The 23,783-nt window shown below is 42.0% G+C and carries 18 protein-coding genes; 11 read left to right on the plus strand and 7 right to left on the minus strand.

Features of this window, described 5'->3' with window-relative positions:
* Nucleotides 1-75 precede the first annotated feature (75 nt).
* Nucleotides 76-2,697 carry a CHAT domain-containing protein gene (locus H6H03_RS24360; RefSeq protein ID WP_190957634.1) on the minus strand — a complete coding sequence of 874 codons (2,622 nt, stop codon included), beginning with the start codon at nucleotides 2,695-2,697 and terminating at the stop codon, nucleotides 76-78.
* Nucleotides 2,698-2,711: 14 nt separating this feature from the next.
* The gene (locus H6H03_RS24365; protein ID WP_190957635.1) at nucleotides 2,712-5,852 is read right to left on the minus strand and encodes a two-partner secretion domain-containing protein; all 3,141 of its coding nucleotides are present in this window, start codon (nucleotides 5,850-5,852) and stop codon (nucleotides 2,712-2,714) included.
* 839 nt (nucleotides 5,853-6,691) lie between these two features.
* Between H6H03_RS24365 and H6H03_RS24370 the strand changes: the two genes are divergently transcribed.
* Nucleotides 6,692-9,283 (plus strand): chloride channel protein, encoded by a 2,592-nt coding sequence (locus H6H03_RS24370; RefSeq protein WP_190957636.1) that lies wholly within the window; start codon nucleotides 6,692-6,694, stop codon nucleotides 9,281-9,283.
* Between the two features lie 422 nt (nucleotides 9,284-9,705).
* Here H6H03_RS24370 and H6H03_RS24375 read toward each other — a convergent pair whose 3' ends face one another.
* The 5 genes from H6H03_RS24375 to H6H03_RS24395 all read right to left on the minus strand — a co-directional run bounded on the left by H6H03_RS24375 (nucleotide 9,706) and on the right by H6H03_RS24395 (nucleotide 14,728).
* On the minus strand, nucleotides 9,706-10,146 hold the full coding sequence (locus H6H03_RS24375) for a cupin domain-containing protein (RefSeq protein WP_190957637.1): 441 nt from the start codon (nucleotides 10,144-10,146) through the stop codon (nucleotides 9,706-9,708).
* Nucleotides 10,147-10,389: 243 nt separating this feature from the next.
* A complete protein-coding gene (locus tag H6H03_RS24380) occupies nucleotides 10,390-10,980 on the minus strand; it encodes a DUF4232 domain-containing protein (RefSeq protein ID WP_190957638.1) in 591 nt (196 codons plus the stop codon).
* Between the two features lie 74 nt (nucleotides 10,981-11,054).
* Nucleotides 11,055-13,442, minus strand: coding sequence for a glycoside hydrolase family 15 protein (locus H6H03_RS24385; RefSeq protein WP_190957639.1), 2,388 nt, complete (start codon nucleotides 13,440-13,442; stop codon nucleotides 11,055-11,057).
* Nucleotides 13,443-13,533: 91 nt separating this feature from the next.
* Entirely contained in the window at nucleotides 13,534-13,659 is a 126-nt protein-coding gene (locus tag H6H03_RS41450) for a hypothetical protein (RefSeq protein ID WP_277926181.1), read from the minus strand.
* A gap of 256 nt (nucleotides 13,660-13,915) precedes the next feature.
* Nucleotides 13,916-14,728, minus strand: a complete 813-nt coding sequence (locus tag H6H03_RS24395) for an SDR family oxidoreductase (protein WP_190957640.1) — start codon at nucleotides 14,726-14,728, stop codon at nucleotides 13,916-13,918.
* A 701-nt stretch (nucleotides 14,729-15,429) separates the two neighbouring features.
* On the opposite strand from H6H03_RS24395, the gene H6H03_RS24400 reads away from it, so the two are divergent.
* From H6H03_RS24400 to H6H03_RS24450, 10 genes are all read left to right on the plus strand, one after another.
* Entirely contained in the window at nucleotides 15,430-15,924 is a 495-nt protein-coding gene (locus tag H6H03_RS24400) for a DUF2231 domain-containing protein (protein ID WP_190957641.1), read from the plus strand.
* The gene (locus tag H6H03_RS24405) at nucleotides 15,921-16,526 is read left to right on the plus strand and encodes a DUF2231 domain-containing protein (RefSeq protein ID WP_190957642.1); all 606 of its coding nucleotides are present in this window, start codon (nucleotides 15,921-15,923) and stop codon (nucleotides 16,524-16,526) included. The genes H6H03_RS24400 and H6H03_RS24405 overlap by 4 nt, the downstream gene beginning before the upstream one ends.
* Before the next feature lie 19 nt (nucleotides 16,527-16,545).
* Nucleotides 16,546-17,463, plus strand: coding sequence for a cytochrome c oxidase subunit II (locus H6H03_RS24410; RefSeq protein WP_190957643.1), 918 nt, complete (start codon nucleotides 16,546-16,548; stop codon nucleotides 17,461-17,463).
* The gene (locus tag H6H03_RS24415; RefSeq protein ID WP_190957644.1) at nucleotides 17,453-19,114 is read left to right on the plus strand and encodes a cytochrome c oxidase subunit I; all 1,662 of its coding nucleotides are present in this window, start codon (nucleotides 17,453-17,455) and stop codon (nucleotides 19,112-19,114) included. Before H6H03_RS24410 ends, H6H03_RS24415 begins: the two co-directional genes overlap by 11 nt.
* 33 nt (nucleotides 19,115-19,147) lie before the next feature.
* Nucleotides 19,148-19,816, plus strand: a complete 669-nt coding sequence (locus H6H03_RS24420) for a cytochrome c oxidase subunit 3 (RefSeq protein WP_190957651.1) — start codon at nucleotides 19,148-19,150, stop codon at nucleotides 19,814-19,816.
* A gap of 37 nt (nucleotides 19,817-19,853) precedes the next feature.
* Complete coding sequence (locus tag H6H03_RS24425; RefSeq protein ID WP_190957645.1) at nucleotides 19,854-20,093, plus strand: hypothetical protein; 240 nt, start codon at nucleotides 19,854-19,856, stop codon at nucleotides 20,091-20,093.
* Between the two features lie 107 nt (nucleotides 20,094-20,200).
* A complete protein-coding gene (locus H6H03_RS24430) occupies nucleotides 20,201-21,568 on the plus strand; it encodes an NAD(P)/FAD-dependent oxidoreductase (protein ID WP_190957646.1) in 1,368 nt (455 codons plus the stop codon).
* Between the two features lie 125 nt (nucleotides 21,569-21,693).
* A complete protein-coding gene (locus H6H03_RS40545; protein WP_242057976.1) occupies nucleotides 21,694-22,914 on the plus strand; it encodes a GMC oxidoreductase in 1,221 nt (406 codons plus the stop codon).
* A 7-nt stretch (nucleotides 22,915-22,921) separates the two neighbouring features.
* Nucleotides 22,922-23,422, plus strand: coding sequence for a DUF1622 domain-containing protein (locus tag H6H03_RS24445; RefSeq protein WP_190957652.1), 501 nt, complete (start codon nucleotides 22,922-22,924; stop codon nucleotides 23,420-23,422).
* A 50-nt stretch (nucleotides 23,423-23,472) separates the two neighbouring features.
* Nucleotides 23,473-23,703, plus strand: coding sequence for a hypothetical protein (locus H6H03_RS24450; RefSeq protein ID WP_190957654.1), 231 nt, complete (start codon nucleotides 23,473-23,475; stop codon nucleotides 23,701-23,703).
* The last annotated feature ends 80 nt before the right edge of the window (nucleotides 23,704-23,783 follow it).

Consider the following 23,783-nt stretch of genomic DNA (forward strand, 5'->3'; position numbering starts at 1 on the left):
TACCTCCTGCCTTCTGCCTCCTGCCTTCTACCTCCTGCCTTCTGCTATAAAGCAGAAAAAAATTTTCGTCTTTTACTACAGCCAATTTCCCAGTAACACGTAAGCTGCCCAATGTATGGGATGCCTGTAATCTGGGTCTTTTAACAGAGACAGTTGGGCTTGGCGCAGTGCTTCTGCCTTTGTCACTTGCTTAGTCGCTAGCTCTTTATAAAATTGACCAACTAGACGCGCCCCCGATTCATCATCTAAACTCCAAAGGGAAGCTAAAGTACTGCGTGCGCCTGCTTGAATTGCTACGCCAGCCAGTCCTAAAGCGGCGCGTTTGTCTCCTTCAGCAGTTTCGCAAGCACTGAGAACGAGTAATTCAATTGGCTCAGGTGTTGTTTGCTCTCTGCTGCGAAGTAAGTCTTTTAATTCGTTGAGTTTAATTGGTTTATCCCAAGCCAACACAAAAGTTTCATCAGCATTGGAACTAAATTGACCGTGAGTTGCTAAATGCACAACAGAAAAAGGCACTGAGTCAATCTGTTTTCGTAATGCAGAACTAGTGAATGTCTGATTCAGGAGAACTTCGCTAGGAACTTCCGACTCAATTGTTTTTAATTCTTCGCTGACATTGGGTAAGGAACTAAAACCATGTCGTGCTTCTGTAAGTCCAGCAACCAAAGTTTTTAGCTTGCTTTGGCGCAAAGGACGCGGCCCTAATAGCTCTAACCCAGGGGTTAGGGCAATGCTGTATTTTTCTACTAAATAATTATTACCATCATATAAAGCAGCTATTGGTACATTCCGCAAAGCTCCATCTAAAACGAAAACTAAGGTTTTTACCTGACTTTTGGCCAGTTCTGCTTCCACGGGGCGAATTAACCAGTCGTAAACTTTTGCAGATAATAATTTTCCCTCTGGAGTTGTAAAGGGTTTTTCTAAATTTTCTCTCAGTTGTTCTATGACTTCTTCTACTTCGCTTTGACTTATTTTCGTGGCATAGTGGCGTAGTCCCTGCTGAGGTAAACTCAGAATTACTTCTAGTCGGTCTGACAAAATGATGGGATAAACTACTGCTGCTGCCGACTGTTGAATTTGCTCAATGGGTACTATCTGTCCTTGGAGACAAGCTGAACGAAAGAAGTTGTCAAGTTCTGCTAACTGTAGCGATTCAATTACTTGACGGGCTTGTTTTAGCTGTTCCTGACTAGGTTCTGGGTTTAACAGTAATTGTACGTATTCACGATATACAGGCTCTACAGCTTCACGGAAGGAAAATTGAATGTCACTGTTAATCGCCACCAAATCGCTACGCAGAGACTTTAATGTTGTAAAAGCGACTTCATAAGCTGATGTTGCTTGCTTGATTTCACCTTGGGCTTTTAAAATTCGTCCTAATTGCCATTGCCACTGATAGGCAATATGTGGAGCGTTAATGGCTTGAGCTATTTGCAAAGCCTTGTAGGTGAAATCTTCAGCAATTGGCCACTGCTCGGTTTGTTCGTAGAGTCCGCCTAGATAACCTAAAGCATAAGACTGTGCTTGGCGATCGCTTAAATTTTCAGCTTCTTGAATTGCGATCGCCAGTAGTTTAGCAGATGTAGTATATTCTTTCGTTCCCAGTTTCACCAAACTTTTAGCAAGGTTGATGCGAGAGTAAATTGTTGAGCGACTGGGAGATAAATTACTAAACTTTGGTTGCAATTCTAGCGAGAGATTCTCGGCTTTTTTGGTTTGTCCAGTTGCTATTAATAATTGAAGTTGATTGATTTGAGCTTGAATCTGCGTCATGCTGTTTGCAGAGACAATATTTGCAGCCTGTTCGTAGTATGCCAAGGCTGCATCTGTATCGCCTTGGGCATAAGCTGTGTTACCCAGGCTGAGTAAAGTAGCACTCAATTCTGGTTGTGATTTACTTACGTTTTGTGACAACTGCAAACTTTGTTGCAGAACTCTGCGAGAATCAGCGAAAGCGCCCACAGATTTGAGAACATTGCCTAAGCTACGCAATCCTGTAGTTTTTAACTGTTGGTCTGGTTGATTTTCTAATGTTTGTTCTACTTGTGCTAAGGTTTTACGAGCTTGGAGATAAAGCCCCAGAGCTTGTTGGGCTTGAGCTTGATTAATTAAACTGCCGATTCTGCCTTGTGTATAACCCGTTGCGGTATAGATGTTAGTTGCTTGTTGCCAAGTATTAAGAGCTTCTTCTGTCTTACCTTGAGCTAATTGCAAACTTCCTTGAGTGTTGAGTGCTTGGGCAAAGATGAGTTTTGTTTGTGGTGTTGTCTGTTGAAAGTTTTGGATTAAATTTAAGCTAGAGTTAATTGTCTCACTTGCTTGCTGCCAGTCTCCCAACTGCTGGTAAGCCAAGGAGAGATAATTTAGCACCATAGCTTGAGATGATGGATTATTTTCTGCTTTGAGTGCTAAGTCCCAAATATTTATCGCTTCAGCATATCGTTGTCCTTGGTACAGTTCTCTACCTTGTTGAATTAAAGTTGAATTCGATAAGTATTCTGTTGATTTCTCTGCAATTTTATCAAGTCCGTCTAATTGTTTATTAAAAAAAACTCTCCGCGTCCCCGCGTCTCCGTATCCCCGCGTCAGTCCTAATGACTTCAATTCAAATATCAGAGTTAGACTCAGCCCTAACAGCACACAAAGCACAAAAGCTAGAGCTTGACGCCAAAATCTCGGCTGTTTTTTTGCCATGTGAGAATCCAACATTAATTTTGGGCAACCGGACAGCTAACAGGTGTGAGTGAGGAATTGTGAGGGGTAGTAGTAGGAGCTTGAGCTACAAGGGTAATAGTACCATCAGGGTTAGTTACCCATCCTTGAGCTTCAGCGATCGCACTCGGTGTTTCTGAAATTAAATTTATCTTTTCTTGAGAGCCACTTACCTTTTCATTAACCAAAGCATGGGCTTGTAAATCTTGCCAAATGGCATCACTGCTAAGTGGCTCAATGGGGTTAGGCGGCAAACCACCCCGTCCAGTGACTATAAACTCACTTTGTTGATTGGCTGTTGTTTCTCCACCACTTCTACAACTTTGGGCGATGAGTTGGGAAGCATCTACTATATTTGTCGGCAAATTCACAAGTCCGTTACTGGGGTCTACATCTGCTGTGTTAATAACTACCTGTTCGCTGAATGAGGGATTGGCTTGGGAAATGGCAGTAATGTCACTTGTAGGGAGCGATCGCGGATTTAATTTTTCCGGGTCATTAGTCGCCAATAGTCTCTCTAAATCCGTGCGACTACGGGGTATTAGTCCAAAGATTCTTTGAGCAGTAATATCAACTCTGCCACCATTGCCACTAAAAGCATTAGCGGTAATATCGTTATTTTCTGAAGCCGCAGCAACAATAAATGGAGAGTTGATGGCAATGTTACCTCCATTACCGCCTGCTTGAGTAGTTCCCGCAGTTGTGGAGATGGTGCTGTTACGCCTTAATAGCAACTGTTCTGTTAGTTTGAGTTGAATATCACCGCCAGTATTACTCGCTGTTTCCGCAGAAATCGCAGCTTGGTTATCGAGAGTTAATTTTCCGGCTTGGATATTAATAGTACCGCCGATACCAGTACCTTGATTATCAACAGCAATTTTAGCCCCATCGCGAATCATCATCATTTTGGGGTCGATGAAAATGTTACCACTATTGCCAGTAGCATTGGCAGTTGTATTGGCAAACATTCCAGTACCATCGCCTGTTAAAGTGAGGCGATCGCGTATTCTCAAAGTAATATCTCCAGCATTGCTACTACTGCTTGTTGATGTGAGAAGTTTTCCACCACTAGCAGCATCAAAAGTATTTGCTGTCACTAGAATATTGCCTGCTTGACCTATGCTGTCGGTTTGAGCATTTAAACGCGCACGGTTACTAATTGAGAGCGAGTTGGCAATAATCTCAATATCTCCCCCCTTACCTTGGGCACCCAAAGCTACCGTACTAAATGCTCCACTGCTGAAGTCTAATAAACTGACTCCATCAAATAAAACCCGATCCTCAGCTTGAATCGAAATACTCCCCGCATCTCCTCTACCACGAGTTTGGGAGTTTAACCCAGCACCATTGCTAACCGAGAGCGATCCTGTAGTAATCTGAATATTTCCTCCCTTACCTATTGCATCCGGTTCCACAGAACTGAAAGCTCCACTGGGTAATCCATAACTAGCAGTACCGTTAAAAGAAACGCGCGAGCGAGCTTTAATTGTGATATTACCTGCATCTCCTTTTCCAATTGTCGCCACCTGTAGTTGAGCGCCATTACTCACAAACAGCGACTCTGCGGCGATTTGGATATTTCCTCCCTTGCCTACTGCATTGTCAGACACTGTGCTGAATGCTCCACTCGGAAATCCATCTTCACTACTAACGCCATCAAAAGCAACGCCATTTAACCCGTAAGTTTGAATCGTGACATTGCCTGCATCGCCGTTTCCATAGCTGCTAGTACTCAGTTGAGAGCCATTGATAACTGAAAGCGAATCTGCCTCAATTTCAATATTTCCTCCTTTACCGAATATTGCACGGCTTGATACCTCGCTTGCTATGTCACTTCCATCTAATAAAACTGCTTTACGAGCTTGAATAGTAATATTACCTGCATTTCCTTGACCAGCAGTCCCGGAATCTAATAAAGCAGTATTCCTCATTGAGAGCGATGCCGTTTCAATGTTAATATTTCCTGCCTCACCTACACCTTTTCGAGCTATATTGCTAACTATTTTGGTAGAGTAATATTCACTATTTAGTCCATCAATCGTAACCGTGTCACGAGCTTGAATTGTGACATTACCTGCATTTCCCTGTCCCAAAGTACTAACAATTACTTGAGAGCCATCACTTATAGAAAATGAGCCTGTGGTGACCTTAATATCACCACTATTACCTATAGCATTTTGTTCAACTGTGTTTTGAATTGTACTCGACTGCCTTAATGTAATTAAATCAGTGGCATTGAGCGTAATCTCTCCAGCTTGATTGCCAAAATTTCCTAAGCCAAAACCGATTCCGGCTTGAATGATACTTTCTCCTGCAATGTCGATATTTCGAGCGGTAATTGCGATACTACCAGCATTTTCGGCTGTAACATTGAGCTTGGCATTATTGCTAAGTGAAACATCTGCTCTTGGTACACCATCAGGAAAGCTCATACTCAAATTGTTACCTGCAAACTTCAACTCCACACTTCCTGGTGCTGCCAATCCACCCAAATCAATCCTACCCCCCAAGGCATTCAAGCTCCCTCCATTCAGGTTGATGTCACTGCCCAAAAGTAGTAAACTGCGATTATCGCTAACCCGCAAACCAAATGTTTGCTCTTGTGAGGCATCTAAACCAGTAGGTGCGATCGCTCTGGTTTCGATAGTTCCCCTGGGAATTTGATTGAAGAATAATGCTGAAGGATTTACAGTTAGCAAAGGGGTAATTTCCGGGGTTGAAACGCTCCAAAAACCCTGATTACCAAATTGAATAGCATTTGCTGTACTTGCTACAAAAGAACCCCCAATATCTAACCTTGCATTCCTACCAAATAATATGCCGTTAGGGTTAATGAAAAACAGATTGGCATTGCCCAAAACCCCCAATGTACCCAAAATATTCGAGGGGTTATTACCTGTAACTCGTGTGAGGATATTCTCTATTCCTGTGGGGTTGGAAAAGTAAACCCGTTGCCCATCGCCAATGCTAAATTCGCTAAAACTGTGAAATAGATTTGCTCCTCGAACTGCACCACCATCAATGCGATTTCCTATTGCCCCTTTCACTTCAACGCCTTGGATTAAGATTGATGATTCACTACCCAATGTCCCATCAGCTTGAATTTCAGCTAGGACATGGCTTTCTCCAAAAATCAAATAACAGGACGCCGAAAGTAATAATCTAAACAGTAACAATTTGTTAAAAATTTTAAACAATTTCTTTTGTCAAAAATTCCTAATTATCGTTATAAATATTACTATAATAATGCTAAATCATCCGTGAAAAAGTTTAGCTGTAGGGGCGCAAGGCCTTGCGCCCCTACTACAGATGTCGTTCAAATAGATGAAAACTGCTGTAAGTTGCATAAAACGCCGCTTATTACAAGCGAATCAGTCTGGAAAAATCAATGACGATTAGGTTACAACCTCAATAAGCTGTTAAGCACCTAATTTGCAGTTTAGACCGCAGGGGAGCAGAGGAGCAGAGGAGAGAGTTTAAGCCATTTATTCATAATTTCAATAGTGCAGCTTAAATGCTGATTAGCTTACAGCCAACTTTGATACTCTGGATTTGTTTGCTTCAAATTTTATAAAGCCAGACCATGCCATCTAAGTATTAGAAAATACTACAACTCATTTACTACTAATGCATATACAGCAGTTTGCAACTAAATGAGGTACAGAACCAAGAATTCACAAATCAAATTATTCTTCTCCGTCCTGCCTGGTTGTTGAATCTCGACTTCGCTCGATTACCGCGTAGTCGAAACACGGTTGTTGAATCTCGACTTCGCTCGATTACCGCGTAGTCGAAACACTGCCTTCTGCCTCTTGCCTCAAAACCAGTGACTTTGTACTTCATGCAAAAGAAAACTGCTGTATCAATCTTTTGACAGAGAAAAATTTCATTCTGATTTCATTTTTTAGCGCAAAGCTTGTAGATGGGGTGAACGTGAAAACATTTCAGACATTTATGACAAGCGATCGCTAAAAATATGTTAGTCAAGGGTAAAATTTTCTGGTTGAGGCTTTGGCGTCAGTTACTTCAACCCAGGCGCTTGGCTTTCGTTGAAGCTTGCCTGATTGGTCTAGTTTCTGGACTAGCGGCAGTTCTGTTAGGACAGGCAGTTGACTGGGCAGGCGCTTGGCGAGTCCATGTTTCTTACCTTTGGCCTGCCTACTTGGTGCTACCAGGCATTGGACTAGGCGGAGGAATCTTAGCTGGTTGGTTAGTAGAACGCTTTGCACCTGAAGCATCAGGTAGTGGGATGTCTGAAGTCAAAGCAGTATTGGCTCGCGTGCCGATGCCGCTAAATCTGCGGATTGCTTTGGTCAAGCTGGTGAGTGCTACTCTAGTGCTGGGTTCTGGAATGCCTTTAGGGCGGGAAGGGCCGACCGTGCAAATTGGGGCAGCTTTGGCAAATCAACTGAGTAATTGGGTGCCAACTTCCCCAGAGCATCGTCGCCAACTCATCGCCGCCGGAGCCGGGGCTGGGTTAGCTGCGGCTTTTAATGCACCGATCGCTGGTGTACTCTTTGTAGTAGAAGAACTATTGCAAGATGTTTCCGGCATCACGCTTGGCACTGCTATTTTGGCTTCCTTCATCGCTTCAGTCATCTCACGGCTCTATGGCAGTCACAGCCTGGATCTCAATCATCTGAATTTAGCACTTCCAGATACTACATTTTTCGCTCAGGAAATCCCTTTTTACTTGATTTTGGGAGTACTGGCTGGGTTATTGGGCATTGTGTTTAATAAAGGTGTTCTTGCGAGTCTAGCAATTAATCGCCGCGTCCTACACCTGAGTTTACCTTGGCGAATTGGAATTGTTGGGTTAGTCACTGGTGTTGCCATCGCTCTATTACCCGTAACCTTTCGCAATAATGCCGGACTCAGAGAGCTTTTACTTATAGGTGATGCTGACTGGTTATTTGCAGCGATCGCGCTTGTAGTCCAATTTACTCTAATTCTTTTAACTTACGGCTCCGGAGCGCCAGGAGGTTTACTAGTGCCAACCTTGGCGTTGGGGGCTGCCCTTGGTTATTTAGTCGGTGCTGCCGAACATAGTTTGCTGGGAATGAGTGCTGCCACAACCTACGCCCGTGTGGGTATGGCTGGGTTTTTTAGTGCCGTCTGTAAAGTACCAATTACAGCAGTAATTATTGTGTTTGAGATGACTACAGATTTCAATTTAGTGCTACCGTTAATGATTGTGTCTGTAGTTGCCTATTTAGTAGCGGAAAAAATTGACCAGCGATCGCTCTACGATCTTCTACTAGAGTGGAAAGGAATTCACATTAAAAAAGAGCCTACTACAAAGGGGCTTTTAGCAGAATTAAGCGCCGCAGATGTCATGCAGCGACGTGTTGAAACTCTATCTAGCCAAATGAGCACTGATGAAGCAGTGCAGGCATTTTCCCAGTCTCAACATCGCAACTTCCCAATTTTGCAAAATGGTAAAGTTGTTGGTATTATCACTCAAAAAGATTTAATTAATATTGCCTCCCAACAGTTAAGTGGAGACACAGCCATTAGCGAAATTATGACACCAGAGCCAGTAACAGTAAGTCCCACAGCTACACTGGCCCATGTCTTGCATATACTCAATCGTTATCACCTCAGCTGCTTGCCTGTTACAGAAGGTCGCAAGCTAGTAGGAATTATCACCCGTAGTGATATTATCCGTGTAGAAGCAGAGCGACTCAGTGGCAACACCGAACAGCTAGAACCAAAATCAGCACCTTCTTATGTGGTTTACCAAACTCGTGCCGCAGCCACAGGCAAAGGAAGGCTACTAGTACCGCTTTCGCACCCACACACAGCCCAGACTTTACTAGAAATGGCAGTGGCGATCGCTAAAGATCGCAATTATGAAATAGAATGCTTACAAGTGATTATCGTTCCATCCAGCCGTATCCCCTCTGAAACACCAGTAGACACCACTAAAAGCGATCGTCTTCTGCAAAGGGCAATCCTGTTAGGAGAAAAGTGGCGAATTCCCGTTCACACCCAGATTCGAGTAGCTCATCATGTTGCTGGGGCAATTTTGGAAACTGTCAAAGAACGACATATTGACTTGGTGTTGATGGGTTGGAAAGGCACTACATCAACTCCTGGTAGAGTTTTCAGCCGAGTGGTAGATACTGTAATTCGCCAAGCTCCTTGTGATGTTGTCTTGGCTAAATTGGATGGTAAAAAAGCCTTTGACCGTTGGTTGCTGCCAATGGCAGGCGGCCCTAACTCTAGGCAAGCTATTAAATTATTACCTGCCCTTGCTTCTCTAAGTACCTCACCCGAAATTAATCTATGTCAAGTATTTCAATCTCATGAATCTATACCTGACACAACATTACTGGATAAATCTGTTCGCTTTCTGCAACGCCGAGTTAAAGGCAAGATAATGGCTACTCCAGTCCAGGCCGATTCTGTGAGTGAGGCTGTACTTGAGTGTGCCGAACAAGATAATAGCGATGTGATTGTTTTAGGGGCTAGCCGTGAGAGTTTACTGCAACAGGTGATTCAAGGAAATATTCCAGAGAATATTTCTCGCAAGAGTAATTGTACAGTTATTATGGTCAAAACTTAATTAGTTTATAGCATTTCCTGTTCTAGTGAGGTACAAGGTAGGGGCGCAAAGCTTTGCGCCCCTACGACAGATGTGGTTCAAATATATGAAAAACGCTGTAAATAAAATCGGCTGATAATAAATTTGATAAAGATTTACATCCTTTTCCACTAAGCAGGCATGAACACGCTATAGTTTTTTATCGTCTTCTAGAAGGATATAAATTCAGGACTTACGCACAGGTCACGGAAAACGTAGACGCGGAGCGGCTTTTTACGTAAGTCCTAAAATTATCAAAAGCACGGATAATTATGTCAGGTGGAGAAAATTCAAACAATACCACACTTTTTAACTAGATGAGGCTTCTAAGAAGCTCAATCAGTGGCGATCGCTATAGGAAAGTTCAGCAGGTGAAACAAGGATAGTTTAATTCCAATATCAGGCTATTCCATACTTGGGGCTTCTTCAAACTGCACCATCATCAGTACAGCTGGCGCATCGCCTACCGTTCCAGATAGATGACCAATGTGGCCTTGTGCATCTTTTTTTGTGCCTTGGTCTGCACCAAATGAAATTTCGCCAGTCCCCATCTCTACACGCTGTCCGTCCATAGTCTCGACAAACCAGCGTCCCGATAAAGGAACGATCCACTGAGGCTTAGGGTTTTCATGCCAGTCTCCCACCCATCCAACGGGTAGTACAGTAAAGGTGGTTGTTGCACCAGGTTGTTTCAATTTAGACAACCACTGAGGAGAAGTACCGGGTGCTATACCTTGGTGAATAAAGTCCTCAATTTGTTGGCGTGATTGGTGGCTTACACCGTCTTGGTCAGTCCAAACGTGCCAGTATTCAATAGTTGGCTTGTGTGATGAGTTATTTTGCATAAAAATTGCTCTTTGTGATGGCGGTAAATCTGGAATGTATAGCAGGAGGCAGGAGGTAGGAGGCAGGAGGCAGGAGGCAGGAGGCAGGAGGCAGGAGGCAGGAGGCAGGCAGGAGGCAGGAGGCAGGAGGCAGGCAGGAGGCAGGAGGCAGGAGGCAGAAGGTAAAACTATTGCTATTCTTAGCATTCACGCTTGTCATTATGTCCTAACCTATGTGACTACGATATTGGCAAGCGATCGCTATTATTGGATAATCCCTGGTTGTATTGGCCTAACTCTGACTTTACCTGTACAAGCGTTTATTTTTTCTGTAAGGGTAAAGTAGCGATCGGCGTTTGGGGGTGTAATTTGAATCTTCACGGAGGTGGGGCAAGATTGTCCAATGTCTTGGATATGGTTGTAAGCAATATCGAAGGAGGCTTGTGCATTTGGCCCAAGAGTAACATGTGGAGATTTTTGTTGAGAGGAGTATGTATTTTGAGAACGAATAACTTTCACGCCCTTGAGAGGCTGATTGTTGGAGTCTAGTAAGACAAATTCAGGATAACCATAGAGATTGCAGGGCGATGAGCTTTTATTAGTAAAAGCATAAATAATTACGACATTTCCTGCACCAGCATTTGTAGATACTTTACGTACTGATAATTGTTCGGTTTGGCACTGTGGAGGATGAGAAGCAGAATTCTCAGTAATCGCTGGTGTTGATTGTTGTTTTGTGGCTAAAGAGTAATTTGCACAACTAGTGATTAGTGCCGGAAAAATTAAAAATATACCGCCACTATAAATAGCTAAATCCCTATAAACTTTGGAGAAAAATTTGATTTTATCTTTCATTTAATTTTATCTTTCAAACCTACATTACTTACTTATTTTACTAACCAGCAACTCATTTACTGACAATATAACATCTACTCAATTGCAACTTGGTAATTACTTTGTTCCCATTTACCACTATCAATCCAAAAGAATGTAAAGCTGATTGATTGTTGAGTGGCAACAGGAATATCCACAAAATTTACTCCTAAATTTGTGGAAGTAGAAGGTGTATCTTTGACAGTTTGCCAATTATCATCTGACCAGTGCAATTGAAAAGATACTAAAGCTTGAATTCGTAGTGTATAACCTTTTTTAACTTTGTTTATTTGGCGATTAAACTTCCAAATCTCTAATGATTGACATTGCTTTCTTTCGCCTAAATAGCGATTCGCCACTTCTGGAATAAAATCAAATACTTGCCCATCATGAGTTGATCGCAGCAGTTTAATATACTCTGCGTGTGCCCACATCAAAGGCATGGCTGAACCTGTAGGTTTTCCTAAATACATGTGGACATCAGGTTGATCTGCTTCATCCCAAACCTGTTCCGGTAATAAACAAGTGTCTGAAGCAAATCCTTCCATTGCTTTGATATATGTTTTAACATTACCGCCAATAGCTAATTCATAATGTCCTCGTTCTCCTGTTAATAAAGGCCAAGCACGTCCTTTGCCCCAACCGACAAAAGGCTGACCGTCTTTTTGCTGACCGTAACCGTCATGATTGTAACGATGCCAACAAGGGCCAACGGGTGTATCTACTTTCAAAACTGCATCAATTACTTTGACAGAATTAACAATAATCGGGTCATCAGGTTTACGAATTCCGTAACGTACTAATTGTAAAAATCCGCCATCGACAATTTCTTTCGCTGGAAATTCTGCTGATTCGCCAGGGGGATAATTGCTGATAAAAATAGTTCCTTGGTTGGGATTTTCGTTTGGTTGAGGATTATTAATATCTGTAGGAGTAATACGGATATAGTGTTGTTTGATGCCAGAAACGAGGGTTCCTTCTGTAGTTACTGTCCAATCTTCAATGTGAGATTCTAAAAAATCGGCGTATTCTTCTATAAACGTCGCTGTTGCTTCATCGCCATGTTCGCGGGCAAATTGGGCAGCACAAATTAAGCCAGCAATGTTACAAGCGAGTGTGGAAGGTGAATAACCACTGTTTTCTTCCCAGCGTTCTTGTTGGGTAACAGGGCCATGACGAATTAGATAACCCGCAGCCCTTAGAATCATTGGATAAATATCAAAATTCAGTGGTACATTTTCTTGGTGTAAAAGCCATGCTAGAAGAATCGGAAACGCAACTTCATCTAGTTGAATACCTTTCCAGTAAGGTTCGCCATCAACCCAGAAGTTTTGAGCAAATCCGCCATCTTCTTGCTGACTGGTGGCAAGATAAATGAGCGATCGCACTGCTGTATCTGTTTCCCCAGCAGCCACTAAACTTGCTACACTGCTTACTAAATCCCGCGTCCAAACAAGATGATATCCCCCTTGGTCTTGGTCGTCCTTAGCTTCACCCCAAGGAATAGCCATAGATGCGATTAAAGCACCGGGATAAGTTTTATCTTCATGTGCCAAAAGCAGACTAATACTGTTGTGGTACAACTTTCCATGATCGCAGGAAACATTTTCTAATGATTTGATATGGTTGCGCGATTGCTTCCACTGTTCGTTATATTGCTGCTTCTGCTGTTCAAAAGGCAGATTAAGCGACTGAAACAGGGTAGAAATTGCATTGTGCAAAGATGTACCAAATGCCAGCCCTAAAGTAAACTCTTGACTTTGAGCTAAATTGAGTTTTCCAGTCAAAGCTAAGTTACCATCTACCGCACTATCAAACTCCCAGTCCATCTGGAAATCGTCTGCTAAATCTGTCCAGCCATCACTTTGACCAACATAGCCACAGGAAAGACGAGTAAACGGGACTGTTGCGCCTAACACCAGCCAAGTTCCTGCTTTTTCTGCTACAAGAACATGATGCCCAGCTACTTCTACTGTGTAACCATTATTATCTCTACCGCCAACTTCTAAATGCGGCGCACACAAAGCATATAAATGGAGTTGGGAAATAAATTCGCGCTCTCCTGTTAATTTTGTGTGTTGTAAAATACAGGATAAATGCGGGTCAGCAATCACTTCCTTAATCACGGCATAACGCCCTTGGGGATCGGAATTAGTAATGCGATATCCCAAACCATGAGTCCACAGAAGTTCTACTTGCGATCGCAGATGGCGTTTCTCTTCATGAAAAAAGCTTTTGCCATCAGAAATCAGGTACTGTAAATCGCGAATTTGAGGTCTGTCTACTGTCGGATGGTAGATTTCGGTCACAACACCATTCCAGATAGTAAACCATACGTGACTGGAGGTAGAGTAAGCTGTTCCCACTCCATCTTTATTTGCATGAGTCCATCGCGGATCTATGCCAGGTGAGCCAAAAGCCTGTGCTTGAGTATGAATTTTCATGGTTTAGCTTTAAATAGCTTTTTAGTTATTTTGAGATTCTGTTGTCAATGCTTTCCAAGTAAATAATCCTGCATCAATAGACATTCTTCCATCAATGCCGAAGATGAAGATTGCCACAATTAATGGTAATAAAAGCAGCGATAAATTTAGCGATCGCGATCGCTAAATTAGCACCCATCGCCGCAAATATTGTTTTCTTAGATGAATCTGAAGCCATTTTTTACTGTTCTCCATTCCCTTTCATGACTTGTAACTTGTGTGGGCATAGGATTAGAAGGCAGGAAGTAGTCTCGATAATCACCGAACATCAAAAATGGCTTTTCCCATGACCCCAGAAGAAAAGCGGCGTTGCTGAATTTGAATATGAAATTCAAAAATCAACTCTTCTCAACTCTTACTCTCTGCGACTCTGCGTCTCTGCGTGAACTAAATTCATATTTTCAATCAGCAAACCCAGAAAAGCAGTCTATTTTCTAGCCATTCTCCCTAAAACCTGGATACAAAGTCATGCCACCATCTACAAACAAAGTTGTACCGTTGACATAATCAGAGTCATCACAAGCTAACCAAACTGCGGCTTTGGCAATGTCTTCTACATCACCAACGCGTTTTGCTGGAATCAGTTCTAGTAACTTCGCCTCAGCTTGTGGAGTATCCCAAGCTGATTTATTAATAGGAGTTTTGATTGCACCAGGGGCAATACTATTAACACGAATTTTATGGGGAGCTAGTTCTTGGGCAATACTCTGCATCATCATATGAATACCGCCTTTACTAGCAGCATAATTAACATGACCCGCCCAAGGAATCACCTCATGTACTGAACTGATGCAGATAATCTTACCTGCGGCAGATGAAATCTGCGGTTGCACTCCTCGACGTAGAAATTCTTTTGCAGCTTCTCTAGCACACAAAAATTGTCCTGTTAGGTTGACTCCAATAACTGTATTCCATTGGTTGAGGGTCATATCTACAAAAGGCGAATCTTTTTGCAGACCTGCATTGTTGACTAAAATATCAATGGTTCCAAAGTGCTCAAGTGTCTGGCTGAACATTGCCTTAACTTCGTCTTCTTTACTCACATCAGCTTGAATGGCAAAAGCTTCACCATTATTTGCTTTAATATCATCGACTATTTTTTGCGCTTCTTCGGCTTCGGAATGATAGTTAATAGCTACTGCTGCACCTGAGGAAGCCAAAGAACGAGCTATAGCTTCACCAATGCCAGAACTAGCACCAGTTACAAGTGCTTTTTGACCTTTGAGCAGGTAAGGGGAATAGCTCATAATGTTTCCTTAATTTATTAAAATCTAGGGTTTTATTGTCACTAAGGCTCAAGAAATCTGCTTTCTATTACTTTTTGTTAAGGAACGGAGGGGGCAGGAGGTAGGAGGTCGTTTTTGTAACGAGGATTTATACCCCATCGCAAAAACTTTTCGCTTTAAAAGGCCAGGTTTTAGAACCGATTGTTTTGATAATTTGATAACTTTTGATAACTATTTATATAGAATTCAATATTGAATAACAGAGTTAACAATATTGAGTATATTTTCTACTTAAACTCTTGCTAAACCAGTGACAAAAATTACAACGTAATGTGTTTAATTTATTGATAGGCATTCCTTTGATTCTGGCATTAATTTATAAGTTTGCAACGGCGATCGCCTCCAGCTAGTGGAGGAATAAATAGTTCTTTCCAAAGGACGAGAAGAATTTCACTTAATTTTCATAATTACATGAAATCTTTAAAACATAAAGTTAGTAGCACTGGTTTTTTCAGCAAATGGAATATTATTTACATGAAAATTTTTATTTTTTAAAATTTACTCAAGCTTTGTTAACAAAAAGTAATAAAGTTTTTTTCTTAATCACCCTAACGATAGTATTTATTGTTTTATTTATTAGGTAAGAGTTAAGAATACTTTTATGGAGAGTAATTTTAAAAGTTAAAACTCAAGAATAAGTAAGCGATCGCCAGGAGAAAGCGATGTTCTCTGTGCCTCTCAATAGTGAAAATTTACCGTACCCCGACCCCATACACCCGATCGTTGTTCATTTCGTGATTGCGATGGTGTTTTTCTCATTCGTTTGCGATGTAATTGGTTATTTTACCCGCAACGTGCGTTTGTTTGAGGTTGGTTTTTGGAATATGTTTGTTGCAGCGATCGCAATTTTTGTCGCCATAATTTTTGGACAGTTTGAAGCAGGGCTGGCACAAATTTATCCAGCAGTGCAGCCTACACTTAATTTTCACACACTTATGGGTTGGTCATTGGGGGCGATCGTTGCGATTATTACAGCTTGGCGGTTTGTAATTCGCGATCGCAACCCCCATAAAGTTCCGCCTGCTTACCTTGGTGCTGCAACTTTCTTAGTATGTTTAGTGTTGTTGCAAATATATTTAGGCAGCAAACTATTTTGGGTATACGGTTTGCATGTTGAGCCTGTAGTTGAAGCCATGAAGCAGAGGATATCGCCATGAACTTGCAACTGATTGACTCATTAGGATTGAGGTTAGGTGCTAACGGACTGCCCTACGAAATTCCCATGCATCCAAAACTGGTGCATCTAACGTTAGGTTTATTTATTATTGCCATCTTCTTTGACATAGCAGGGGCAATTTTTCCTATAGAACGACCAATCTTCAAATTTTTAGGGCTGACTGCTTTGCGTTCTGGCTTCTTCGATGTTGGCTGGTACAACATTTTAGGAGCATCTATTATTACTTTTTTCACCGTTGCATTTGGTTTTTTCGAGCTAATACTGGCAAACCCACCACTTAATCAAAAAAGTGATTGGGGGTTAAACGCCTCTATGACAATGGTTTTGCATGGTATAGGTGGTATTTTGCTGTTGGGGATGATTGTTGCCATGACCGTCTGGAGAGCTTTACAACGCTACCATTGGCGCAAGGATGCTTCCAGACAAGTGCAGTGGGGTTATTTGTTAGTAGGAATTGCAATCATGGGTATTTTATATGTTCACGGAACTTTAGGAGGGCAATTAGCCTCGGAATTCGGGGTTCACGTCACTGCTGCTAAGTTAATCCAAGAGGGCGCAAACCCAAACTTACTACCCAAATAAACGATAAGCACCTAAGTTTATGTTTAGATTTTTAGAATATTTACTAATAGCTGGTTATATTGCAGTTTTGCTTGTCGTTAGTCATTGGATTGGACAGTTAGCCTATTCTTGGATGCCACTGGAAGCTACAGCAGAAGCACAAAAGGTAGATAGTTTGTTTAGCTTCTTAACTGCTATTGGCGCGTTTATTATTCTTGGCCTTGTAGGTATGATGGTGTACTCGGTACTGTTCTTTCGCGCACCGAAAAATGACTACAGCGAGGGACATCCATCTAGAGGTGACATCAGGCTAGAAGTTTTATGGACAGCCGCTCCAACATTGCTAGTTTTGTGGCTGGCTTGGCAAGGCTTCAATATTTATCAGCAATTAGATATTCTCGGTTTGCAACAAGTTGTACATTTGCATACACCTTTAGAAGAACCAGCCTATGCCGCATCAAGTGATGATAAACCTAAACCGGCTGCTGAAACTATTGATGTTTTTGTGAAGCAGTGGGATTGGTCGTTTCGCTATCCAAATAATGTTACTAGTAATGAATTACACTTACCTGTTAATCGTCGGACTCGCCTAAATATGCACGCTAAAGACGTACTTCATAGTTTTTACGTCCCTGAGTTCCGCTTACAGCAGTATATTGTCCCTGGACGCGACATTGACCTTGTAGTTACACCTACTCGCATCGGTGAATACAAACTCAAAGACGCTTTATTTAGCGGTACATACTTTGCTTTGATGGAGGCTAATGTTCACATTGAATCCCCCCAGCAATATAACCAGTGGCTGACCACAGCAGAATACCAACCAGTAGCCATCAAAAATCAGGCTGTTGCTGAGTATAGCCAACCGCCAAAAACATTGTTTAAGAGTGGCTGGTACACTGTTGCACCTGAGCAACCAGCGATTGCAAATGAAAGGAAAGTAATGAATGACACATGATTCTATAGATGTAACATCTCAAAACGAGTCGGAGAATAACTGGCGACGATATTTCAGCTTCAGCACCGACCATAAAGTAATCGGTGTTCAGTATATGGTGACGACTTTCATCTTCTTTTTGATTGGCGGACTGTTGGCAATGCTAATTCGCGCTGAACTAATTACGCCAGCATCAAATGTGGTCGATCGCCCCCTGTATAATGGCTTGTTCACCTTGCACGGGACAATCATGATTTTTCTATGGATTATCCCCTTCAATGCAGGTATCTCTAACTACCTAGTACCGCTAATGATTGGCGCGCGGGATATGGCATTTCCGCTACTCAATGCCATCTCTTTTTGGATTATCCCACCAAGCGGGATTTTATTAATATCTAGCTTCTTGCTGCCCAATGGTACAGCACAGTCTGGCTGGTGGTCTTATCCCCCAATTAGTCTGCAAATTCCCCCTGGTCAGCCGATTAACGGTGAATTTATTTGGATTGTCAGTATAGTCTTGATTGGCATCTCTTCAATTATGGGGGCTGTCAACTTTGTGACTACTATTTTTTGGATGCGCGCCCCAGGAATGACATTTTTCCGAATGCCTGTGTTTGTTTGGTCAGTTCTCAGCGCCCAGTTATTGCAGCTGGTTAACTTGCCTTCCCTCACAGGTGCATTGATATTACTATTATTTGACCTCAGTTTCGGGACACAATTCTTCAAACCCTTAGAAAATGGCGACCCCATTATCTACCAGCATTTATTTTGGTTTTATTCCCACCCCGCAGTTTACATCATGGCGCTGCCAGCCTTTGGTATTTTTGCCGAGGTTCTGCCAGCCTTTTCCCGTAACCCTCTGTTTGGCTATCGCTCATTAGCTGTTGCCTCTTTAGGTATAGCTGTAGTCAGCATCTTTGTTTGGGTACATCATATGTTTACCAGTGCTACCCCTGGCTGGATGCGAATGTTATTTATGGTGACATCGATGTTGGTTGCCATACCTACTGGTGTCAAAGCATTTGGCTGGACTGCGACAATTTGGAAAAGTAAGCTGCACCTAGAGACACCCATGCTGTTTGCTATGGGAGGTGCAGCCATGTTTCTGCTTGGTGGTGTGACTGGTGTGATGCTGGCAGCAGTACCATTTGATATTCACGTCCACAATACATACTTTATAGTGGGACACTTCCACTACATTGTCTTTAATACCATCACGATGGCAATTTTTGCTGCCATCTACTTCTGGTTTCCGAAGATTACTGGACGGATGTATGCTGAAGGCTGGGGTAAGGTGCATTTCTGGTTAACTTTCATTGGTGCTAACCTTACTTTCTTCCCTATGCTGCCACTAGGTTTACAGGGAATGGTACGCCGCATTTCTTCCTATGACCCACGCTATCAGGGGTGGAATGTCATCGCTAGTCTAGGGGGATTTTTATTAGGAGTATCTATACTGCCTTTTATTGCCAATATGGTGGGTTCCTGTATGTACGGATACAGAGCAAGTAATAATCCTTGGCTCGCTACAGGGTTGGAATGGACGACTACCTCACCACCACCACGAGATAACTTTGAAGAAATTCCAATTGTCAAAAGACCACCCTACGACTACGGCGATCCTAAATACTCAGTCATAGAACCTCCTGACTATCATCAGCAAGAAAGCTAATAACTAATGACAAATAATAAAAACTATCAATCTATGAATCGTGGTGTAATTCATATAGATGAAAGTCCTATTCCTTTAGAACGGTGGCGGCAATACCTACCACGTTGGCTAAAGCGTTATTTACCAGTTCGTGGTGGACGTTCCCATGACCATCATGGCAAAGCAATTTTTGGATTTACTGTGTTCCTTTTATCGGAAAGCATAGTCTTTTTAAGTTTTATTTTTACATACGTTGGTCTGCGGTTAACGCACTCAGAAACTTGGCTACCAGTTGGTGTTTCCGGGCCAAAACTATCTACTTTTGTAATTATTAACACGGTGGTACTACTCTCCAGCAGCTTTGTCATTCAACCAGCAGAAAATTCTCTCAAGCATCATCAGCTTAATAAATTTCGGTGGCTATGGCTGCTGACGATTTGCATGGGAACCTATTTCTTAATCAGTCAAGGAATTGAGTGGAGTAACCTTGATTTTGGCTTAAGGACAGGATTAGTTGGTTCAACATTTTATGTATTAACAGGTTTTCACGGTCTGCACGTTCTCGCTGGTGTAATTCTGCAAATAACTATGCTTGTTCGTTCTTTCCGCCAAGGCAACTACGATAAAGGTCACTTTGGTGTAAGTGCTACCACTTTGTTTTGGCATTTTGTTGATGTAATTTGGGTCTTTTTATTCTCTCTTCTCTATCTTTGGCAAGCATAAAAATATTCACGTATTAGCGATTTCAAGGAGTCATTTTATGAAATTTTTAGCACAAGAATTACCACCCCCAAGAGCAATTGAAGAAACTCCAGTTACAGGAAAAAATCAAGACCCATTAATTGCACGTAATTTACAAAAAGAGCAGTATGTTGGCATTTTGGGGTTAGCGATCGCCCTAGTTGCAGCTGTAGGATTTTTTAGCCGTAGATTTGAATACGCTATTATATTCGCCTTTTTTCTTAGCGCTATTATCATCGCATTCTTGTTATTTGTGTAGGAAAGTCAGTTGTTAGTTTTGACCAGACTTGAGTAACTAACCAACCCGTAAAAGTAAGTTGTCAACAGTCCATACTTATTCTCCCTAATCTCTCCTACTCTCTTCTTATGAACAGCCAAGTTTATCAAACTGTAATTGTCGGTGGTGGTTTTACCGGACTATTTACAGCTTTACATTTAGCTCATGAACATTATCCTCGCTCGGTAATTTTGATTGATAAAAATGAGCGATTTTGCTTTAAACCATTGCTTTATGAATATTTTGATGGCGAGATGGATACTGTGCAAGTAGTACCACGCTTTTCAGAATTACTTAAAGGTAGCGGCGTGATCTTTGTGCAAGATGCTGTACAGTCAATAGACTTGCATCAACGGGAAGTTAAATTAGTTTCGGGTAACTCTTACAATTACAGCAACTTAGTATTAGCTTTAGGTAGCGTTACTGGCTATCATCACGTTGATGGTGCTAGAGAAAATGCTTTTCCTTTTTGGACACAAGCAGATGCGATCGCTCTTGACAAACATTTACGTGACTGTTTACAAAAAGCCATCCAAACCCAAGATATAGAACAACGCCGCAAACTATTAACAGTAGTTGTAGTGGGTGGCGGTGCTTCTGGTGTGGAAATGGTAGCAACTTTAGCTGATTTTCTCCCACATTGGTACAGTGCTTTAGGTGGAAATCGGACGGAAATCCGAGTAATTCTCCTCAATCATGGTGAAAAAATTTTGGATGGAGATATTAACGATCCGTTGCGTCCAATTGCTGAAAAAGAATTACAAAAACGCAGCATAGCAATAGAAATTCTTACAGGAGCAGAAGCCACAGCTGTTCATCCAAATGCAATTGAGTATAAAAGCAACGATGAAATTAAGACACTGCCAACATACACCACAATCTGGACTGCTGGTACTTCTATCCATCCTCTTATTCAAGAGTTACCAATACCCAAAGAACATCGAGATAGTCACAACCGTCCCCTAGTTACTCCCACAATGCAATTGCTTGATTTTCCAGAAGTTTTTGCAGGTGGTGATTGTGCAGCAGTTGTGGATAGTTCGCTACCACCTACAGCACAAGTAGCTTATCAACAAGGAGCAAATATAGCTCGAAATTTGAAAGCACTTGCTCTCGGAGAAGACCCCAAACCAGTTAAGGTTAATATCCGGGGAACTCTGTTGAAGTTAGGATTACATGATGCTGCTGCTAACTTATTCAATATTTTTGAAGTTGCAGGTGAATCCGCGCACTTAATTCGTCAAGGCACTTATTTAACACTATTACCAAACCCAATTCATGACTTTAAAGCTACTACAGAATGGCTGGACGAAGAGATATTTCATCACCATCTCGACCAGCATGATGTAGGTAAAAAAGTGGTACAGACAGTAGAATTAGTAGGTGCTGGAGTAGTAGGTGTTTTAGTAGCAAGAAAACTATTAAAAATGTTAGGTGATGAGGGTAAAAAAGACTAGGATAAACTTAAAACAACATTTCATTAATTTATAGTGAAATCAATCTGGTAAAACTCCGCGTCACTTAGCGTTTACTCCGCGTAACTCTGCGTTTTAATAAAACATTAATTGTAACTACAGAGGCTATGAATATACCTAGTCAAACTGATGTACAGGTACAAAGAATTAGAGCTATTGGCTTAACAGTAATGAACTGCGATCGCTCTTTGCATTTCTATACCCAAGCTCTTGGTTTTAAATTTGTTTCCGACATCACAGTTGCAGCAGAAGATTACAACGACTTAGAAGGTGTGACTAGAGCCAACATTCGCATTATTACTTTACAACTAGGTGATGAACTCATTGAGTTGATGGAATATCTCAACATTCCATCTCAACCCATCCCCAGCGATTCCCAAAGTAATGACCTCTGGTTTCAACATTTAGCGATTGTAGTAAGTGATATGGATAGTGCATATACTCACTTACGTTCATTTCCTATTCAACCCATATCTACTGCCCCGCAAACAATACCGCCAGGTAATGAAGCCTCTGGTGGTGTCCGTGCTTTTAAATTTAAAGACCCTGATGGACATGATTTAGAGTTAATTTGGTTTCCCCCTGGTTACTGGGTAAGTGGCAATACTAAACTTTATGGTGCAGCCTTAGTGCGATTGCGAGAGCGAGATTTTGAAAAGGTAATTCATAAAGGAGGAATTTCGCCAGAATGGCCTTTGAAGTATCAAGACTTTGAGCCTTATTACACCCAGGCAGAAAAGCTAAATGATTTTTACTGGGGAGAGCCAGATTTTCCTTATCCGATGGGGATGGTGCAAAATACAGGCAATGTCCTAGCCGATATGATTCCCGCCGAAGCGCCGCCGTTGATGGCTCCATTTGTCAAGCTGATTCCTCATTTTGAGCGCCATTTGCTGGCCCAAAGGTCAGTTGGTTGGTGGTTGCAGACGGAAGATTTACCAGATCCCAATAATCAGATTCGGGTAGTAGGTGACAAGATTCACATTGACTATACACTAAACAATACCGAAGCAAGCGATCGCCTGATCCACCGTTGGACATCTGTACTTAAGTCAATCCCGCGTTCTGCTAAACACGTTCTACCATTTAGTATTTATCCCCGCACTCATCTACCAGAACAAGCAGTTGCTCATCAATGCGGTAGCTGTCGATTTGGCACAGACCCTCAAACCTCAGTTCTTGACCTCAATTGCCGTACCCATGATGTCGATAATCTTTATGTTGTCGATAGTAGTTTCTTTCCCTCAAATTCTGGCGCTAACCCCACGCTGACAATTATGGCTAATGCCTTGCGCGTAGGCGACCATCTAGCTAAACGATTGAGGTAGAAAGGTGATGAGAAGAGAGGGAACACAGGATTCATTGATTAATTTGATATTGCCTTTGGGGCTAATTCTAGGGCTAGTTCTGCTTTTGAGCTTGAATGTAGAAGGCGGCAACCAAGATAGAGAAACCACTGCTTTAGAGATATGGTTGAAAGTCATTGTTGGTTATTTAGCCGCAGGAACAGAAATTGCCGCAGCAGTAGTAATTGGTGGTGCAGTGATTCGTGGCATTGCTGCCTATTTGCGCTTGTTGTTCTCTCGCTCCAAACAACATTTTGATGCTACAGAAGGAGTTCGTCTGCAATTGGGACGAGTCCTGGCTTTGGGCTTAGAGTTCACTGTTGCTAGCGATATTTTACGGACAGCAGTAGCACCAACTCGCCAAGATATTTTGAACTTGGGAGCGATCGTTTTGCTGCGAACTTTGTTGAATTATTTCTTAGAACGGGAGATTCAGCAAGGAGAACAACGCCGTTTACCGGAACGCCAGACTATTGAGAGCATCAGATAAAACTTTCGTATTTAAATGCTTACGAATCTAATTATTTCTAAGATAGACAGATGACACAAGATAAACATTCTGATTTGCCAGCACAAAACCAAACTTCCCTGGAAACATTTTCCAATACCGATCCTATTAATTTGGAAGTGCAAAGCCAAACCTCTCTTGAAACATCCTCTCATACTCATCGTATTGCCACGAGTTTGGGTGCAGTAGGAGGTGGGATTGCTGGAGCCGCACTAGGTCGTTCAATTGGCGGTAAACTAGTGGGTCAAGTGGCATGGTCATAGCTAATCATCCTTAAAGAGAGGGACAATAAAAGAGGACGAACTCAAGTCGGTATGTCCGAGTCAAAACATGACCCGTCCTC

It is taken from the genome of Nostoc paludosum FACHB-159 (assembly GCF_014698835.1).
Classification (GTDB): domain Bacteria; phylum Cyanobacteriota; class Cyanobacteriia; order Cyanobacteriales; family Nostocaceae; genus Nostoc; species Nostoc paludosum.

Coding starts and splice junctions, on each gene's coding strand:
- H6H03_RS24400 (WP_190957641.1), top strand. CDS start 15,430: ATGTTCTCTGTGCCTCTCAATAGTGAAAATTTACCGTACCCCGACCCC.
- H6H03_RS24395 (WP_190957640.1), bottom strand. CDS start 14,728: ATGAGCTATTCCCCTTACCTGCTCAAAGGTCAAAAAGCACTTGTAACT.
- H6H03_RS41450 (WP_277926181.1), bottom strand. CDS start 13,659: ATGGCTTCAGATTCATCTAAGAAAACAATATTTGCGGCGATGGGTGCT.
- H6H03_RS24405 (WP_190957642.1), top strand. CDS start 15,921: ATGAACTTGCAACTGATTGACTCATTAGGATTGAGGTTAGGTGCTAAC.
- H6H03_RS24445 (WP_190957652.1), top strand. CDS start 22,922: ATGAGAAGAGAGGGAACACAGGATTCATTGATTAATTTGATATTGCCT.
- H6H03_RS24430 (WP_190957646.1), top strand. CDS start 20,201: ATGAACAGCCAAGTTTATCAAACTGTAATTGTCGGTGGTGGTTTTACC.
- H6H03_RS24420 (WP_190957651.1), top strand. CDS start 19,148: ATGAATCGTGGTGTAATTCATATAGATGAAAGTCCTATTCCTTTAGAA.
- H6H03_RS24385 (WP_190957639.1), bottom strand. CDS start 13,442: ATGAAAATTCATACTCAAGCACAGGCTTTTGGCTCACCTGGCATAGAT.
- H6H03_RS40545 (WP_242057976.1), top strand. CDS start 21,694: ATGAATATACCTAGTCAAACTGATGTACAGGTACAAAGAATTAGAGCT.
- H6H03_RS24375 (WP_190957637.1), bottom strand. CDS start 10,146: ATGCAAAATAACTCATCACACAAGCCAACTATTGAATACTGGCACGTT.
- H6H03_RS24370 (WP_190957636.1), top strand. CDS start 6,692: ATGTTAGTCAAGGGTAAAATTTTCTGGTTGAGGCTTTGGCGTCAGTTA.
- H6H03_RS24380 (WP_190957638.1), bottom strand. CDS start 10,980: ATGAAAGATAAAATCAAATTTTTCTCCAAAGTTTATAGGGATTTAGCT.
- H6H03_RS24360 (WP_190957634.1), bottom strand. CDS start 2,697: ATGGCAAAAAAACAGCCGAGATTTTGGCGTCAAGCTCTAGCTTTTGTG.
- H6H03_RS24425 (WP_190957645.1), top strand. CDS start 19,854: ATGAAATTTTTAGCACAAGAATTACCACCCCCAAGAGCAATTGAAGAA.
- H6H03_RS24410 (WP_190957643.1), top strand. CDS start 16,546: ATGTTTAGATTTTTAGAATATTTACTAATAGCTGGTTATATTGCAGTT.
- H6H03_RS24450 (WP_190957654.1), top strand. CDS start 23,473: ATGACACAAGATAAACATTCTGATTTGCCAGCACAAAACCAAACTTCC.
- H6H03_RS24415 (WP_190957644.1), top strand. CDS start 17,453: ATGACACATGATTCTATAGATGTAACATCTCAAAACGAGTCGGAGAAT.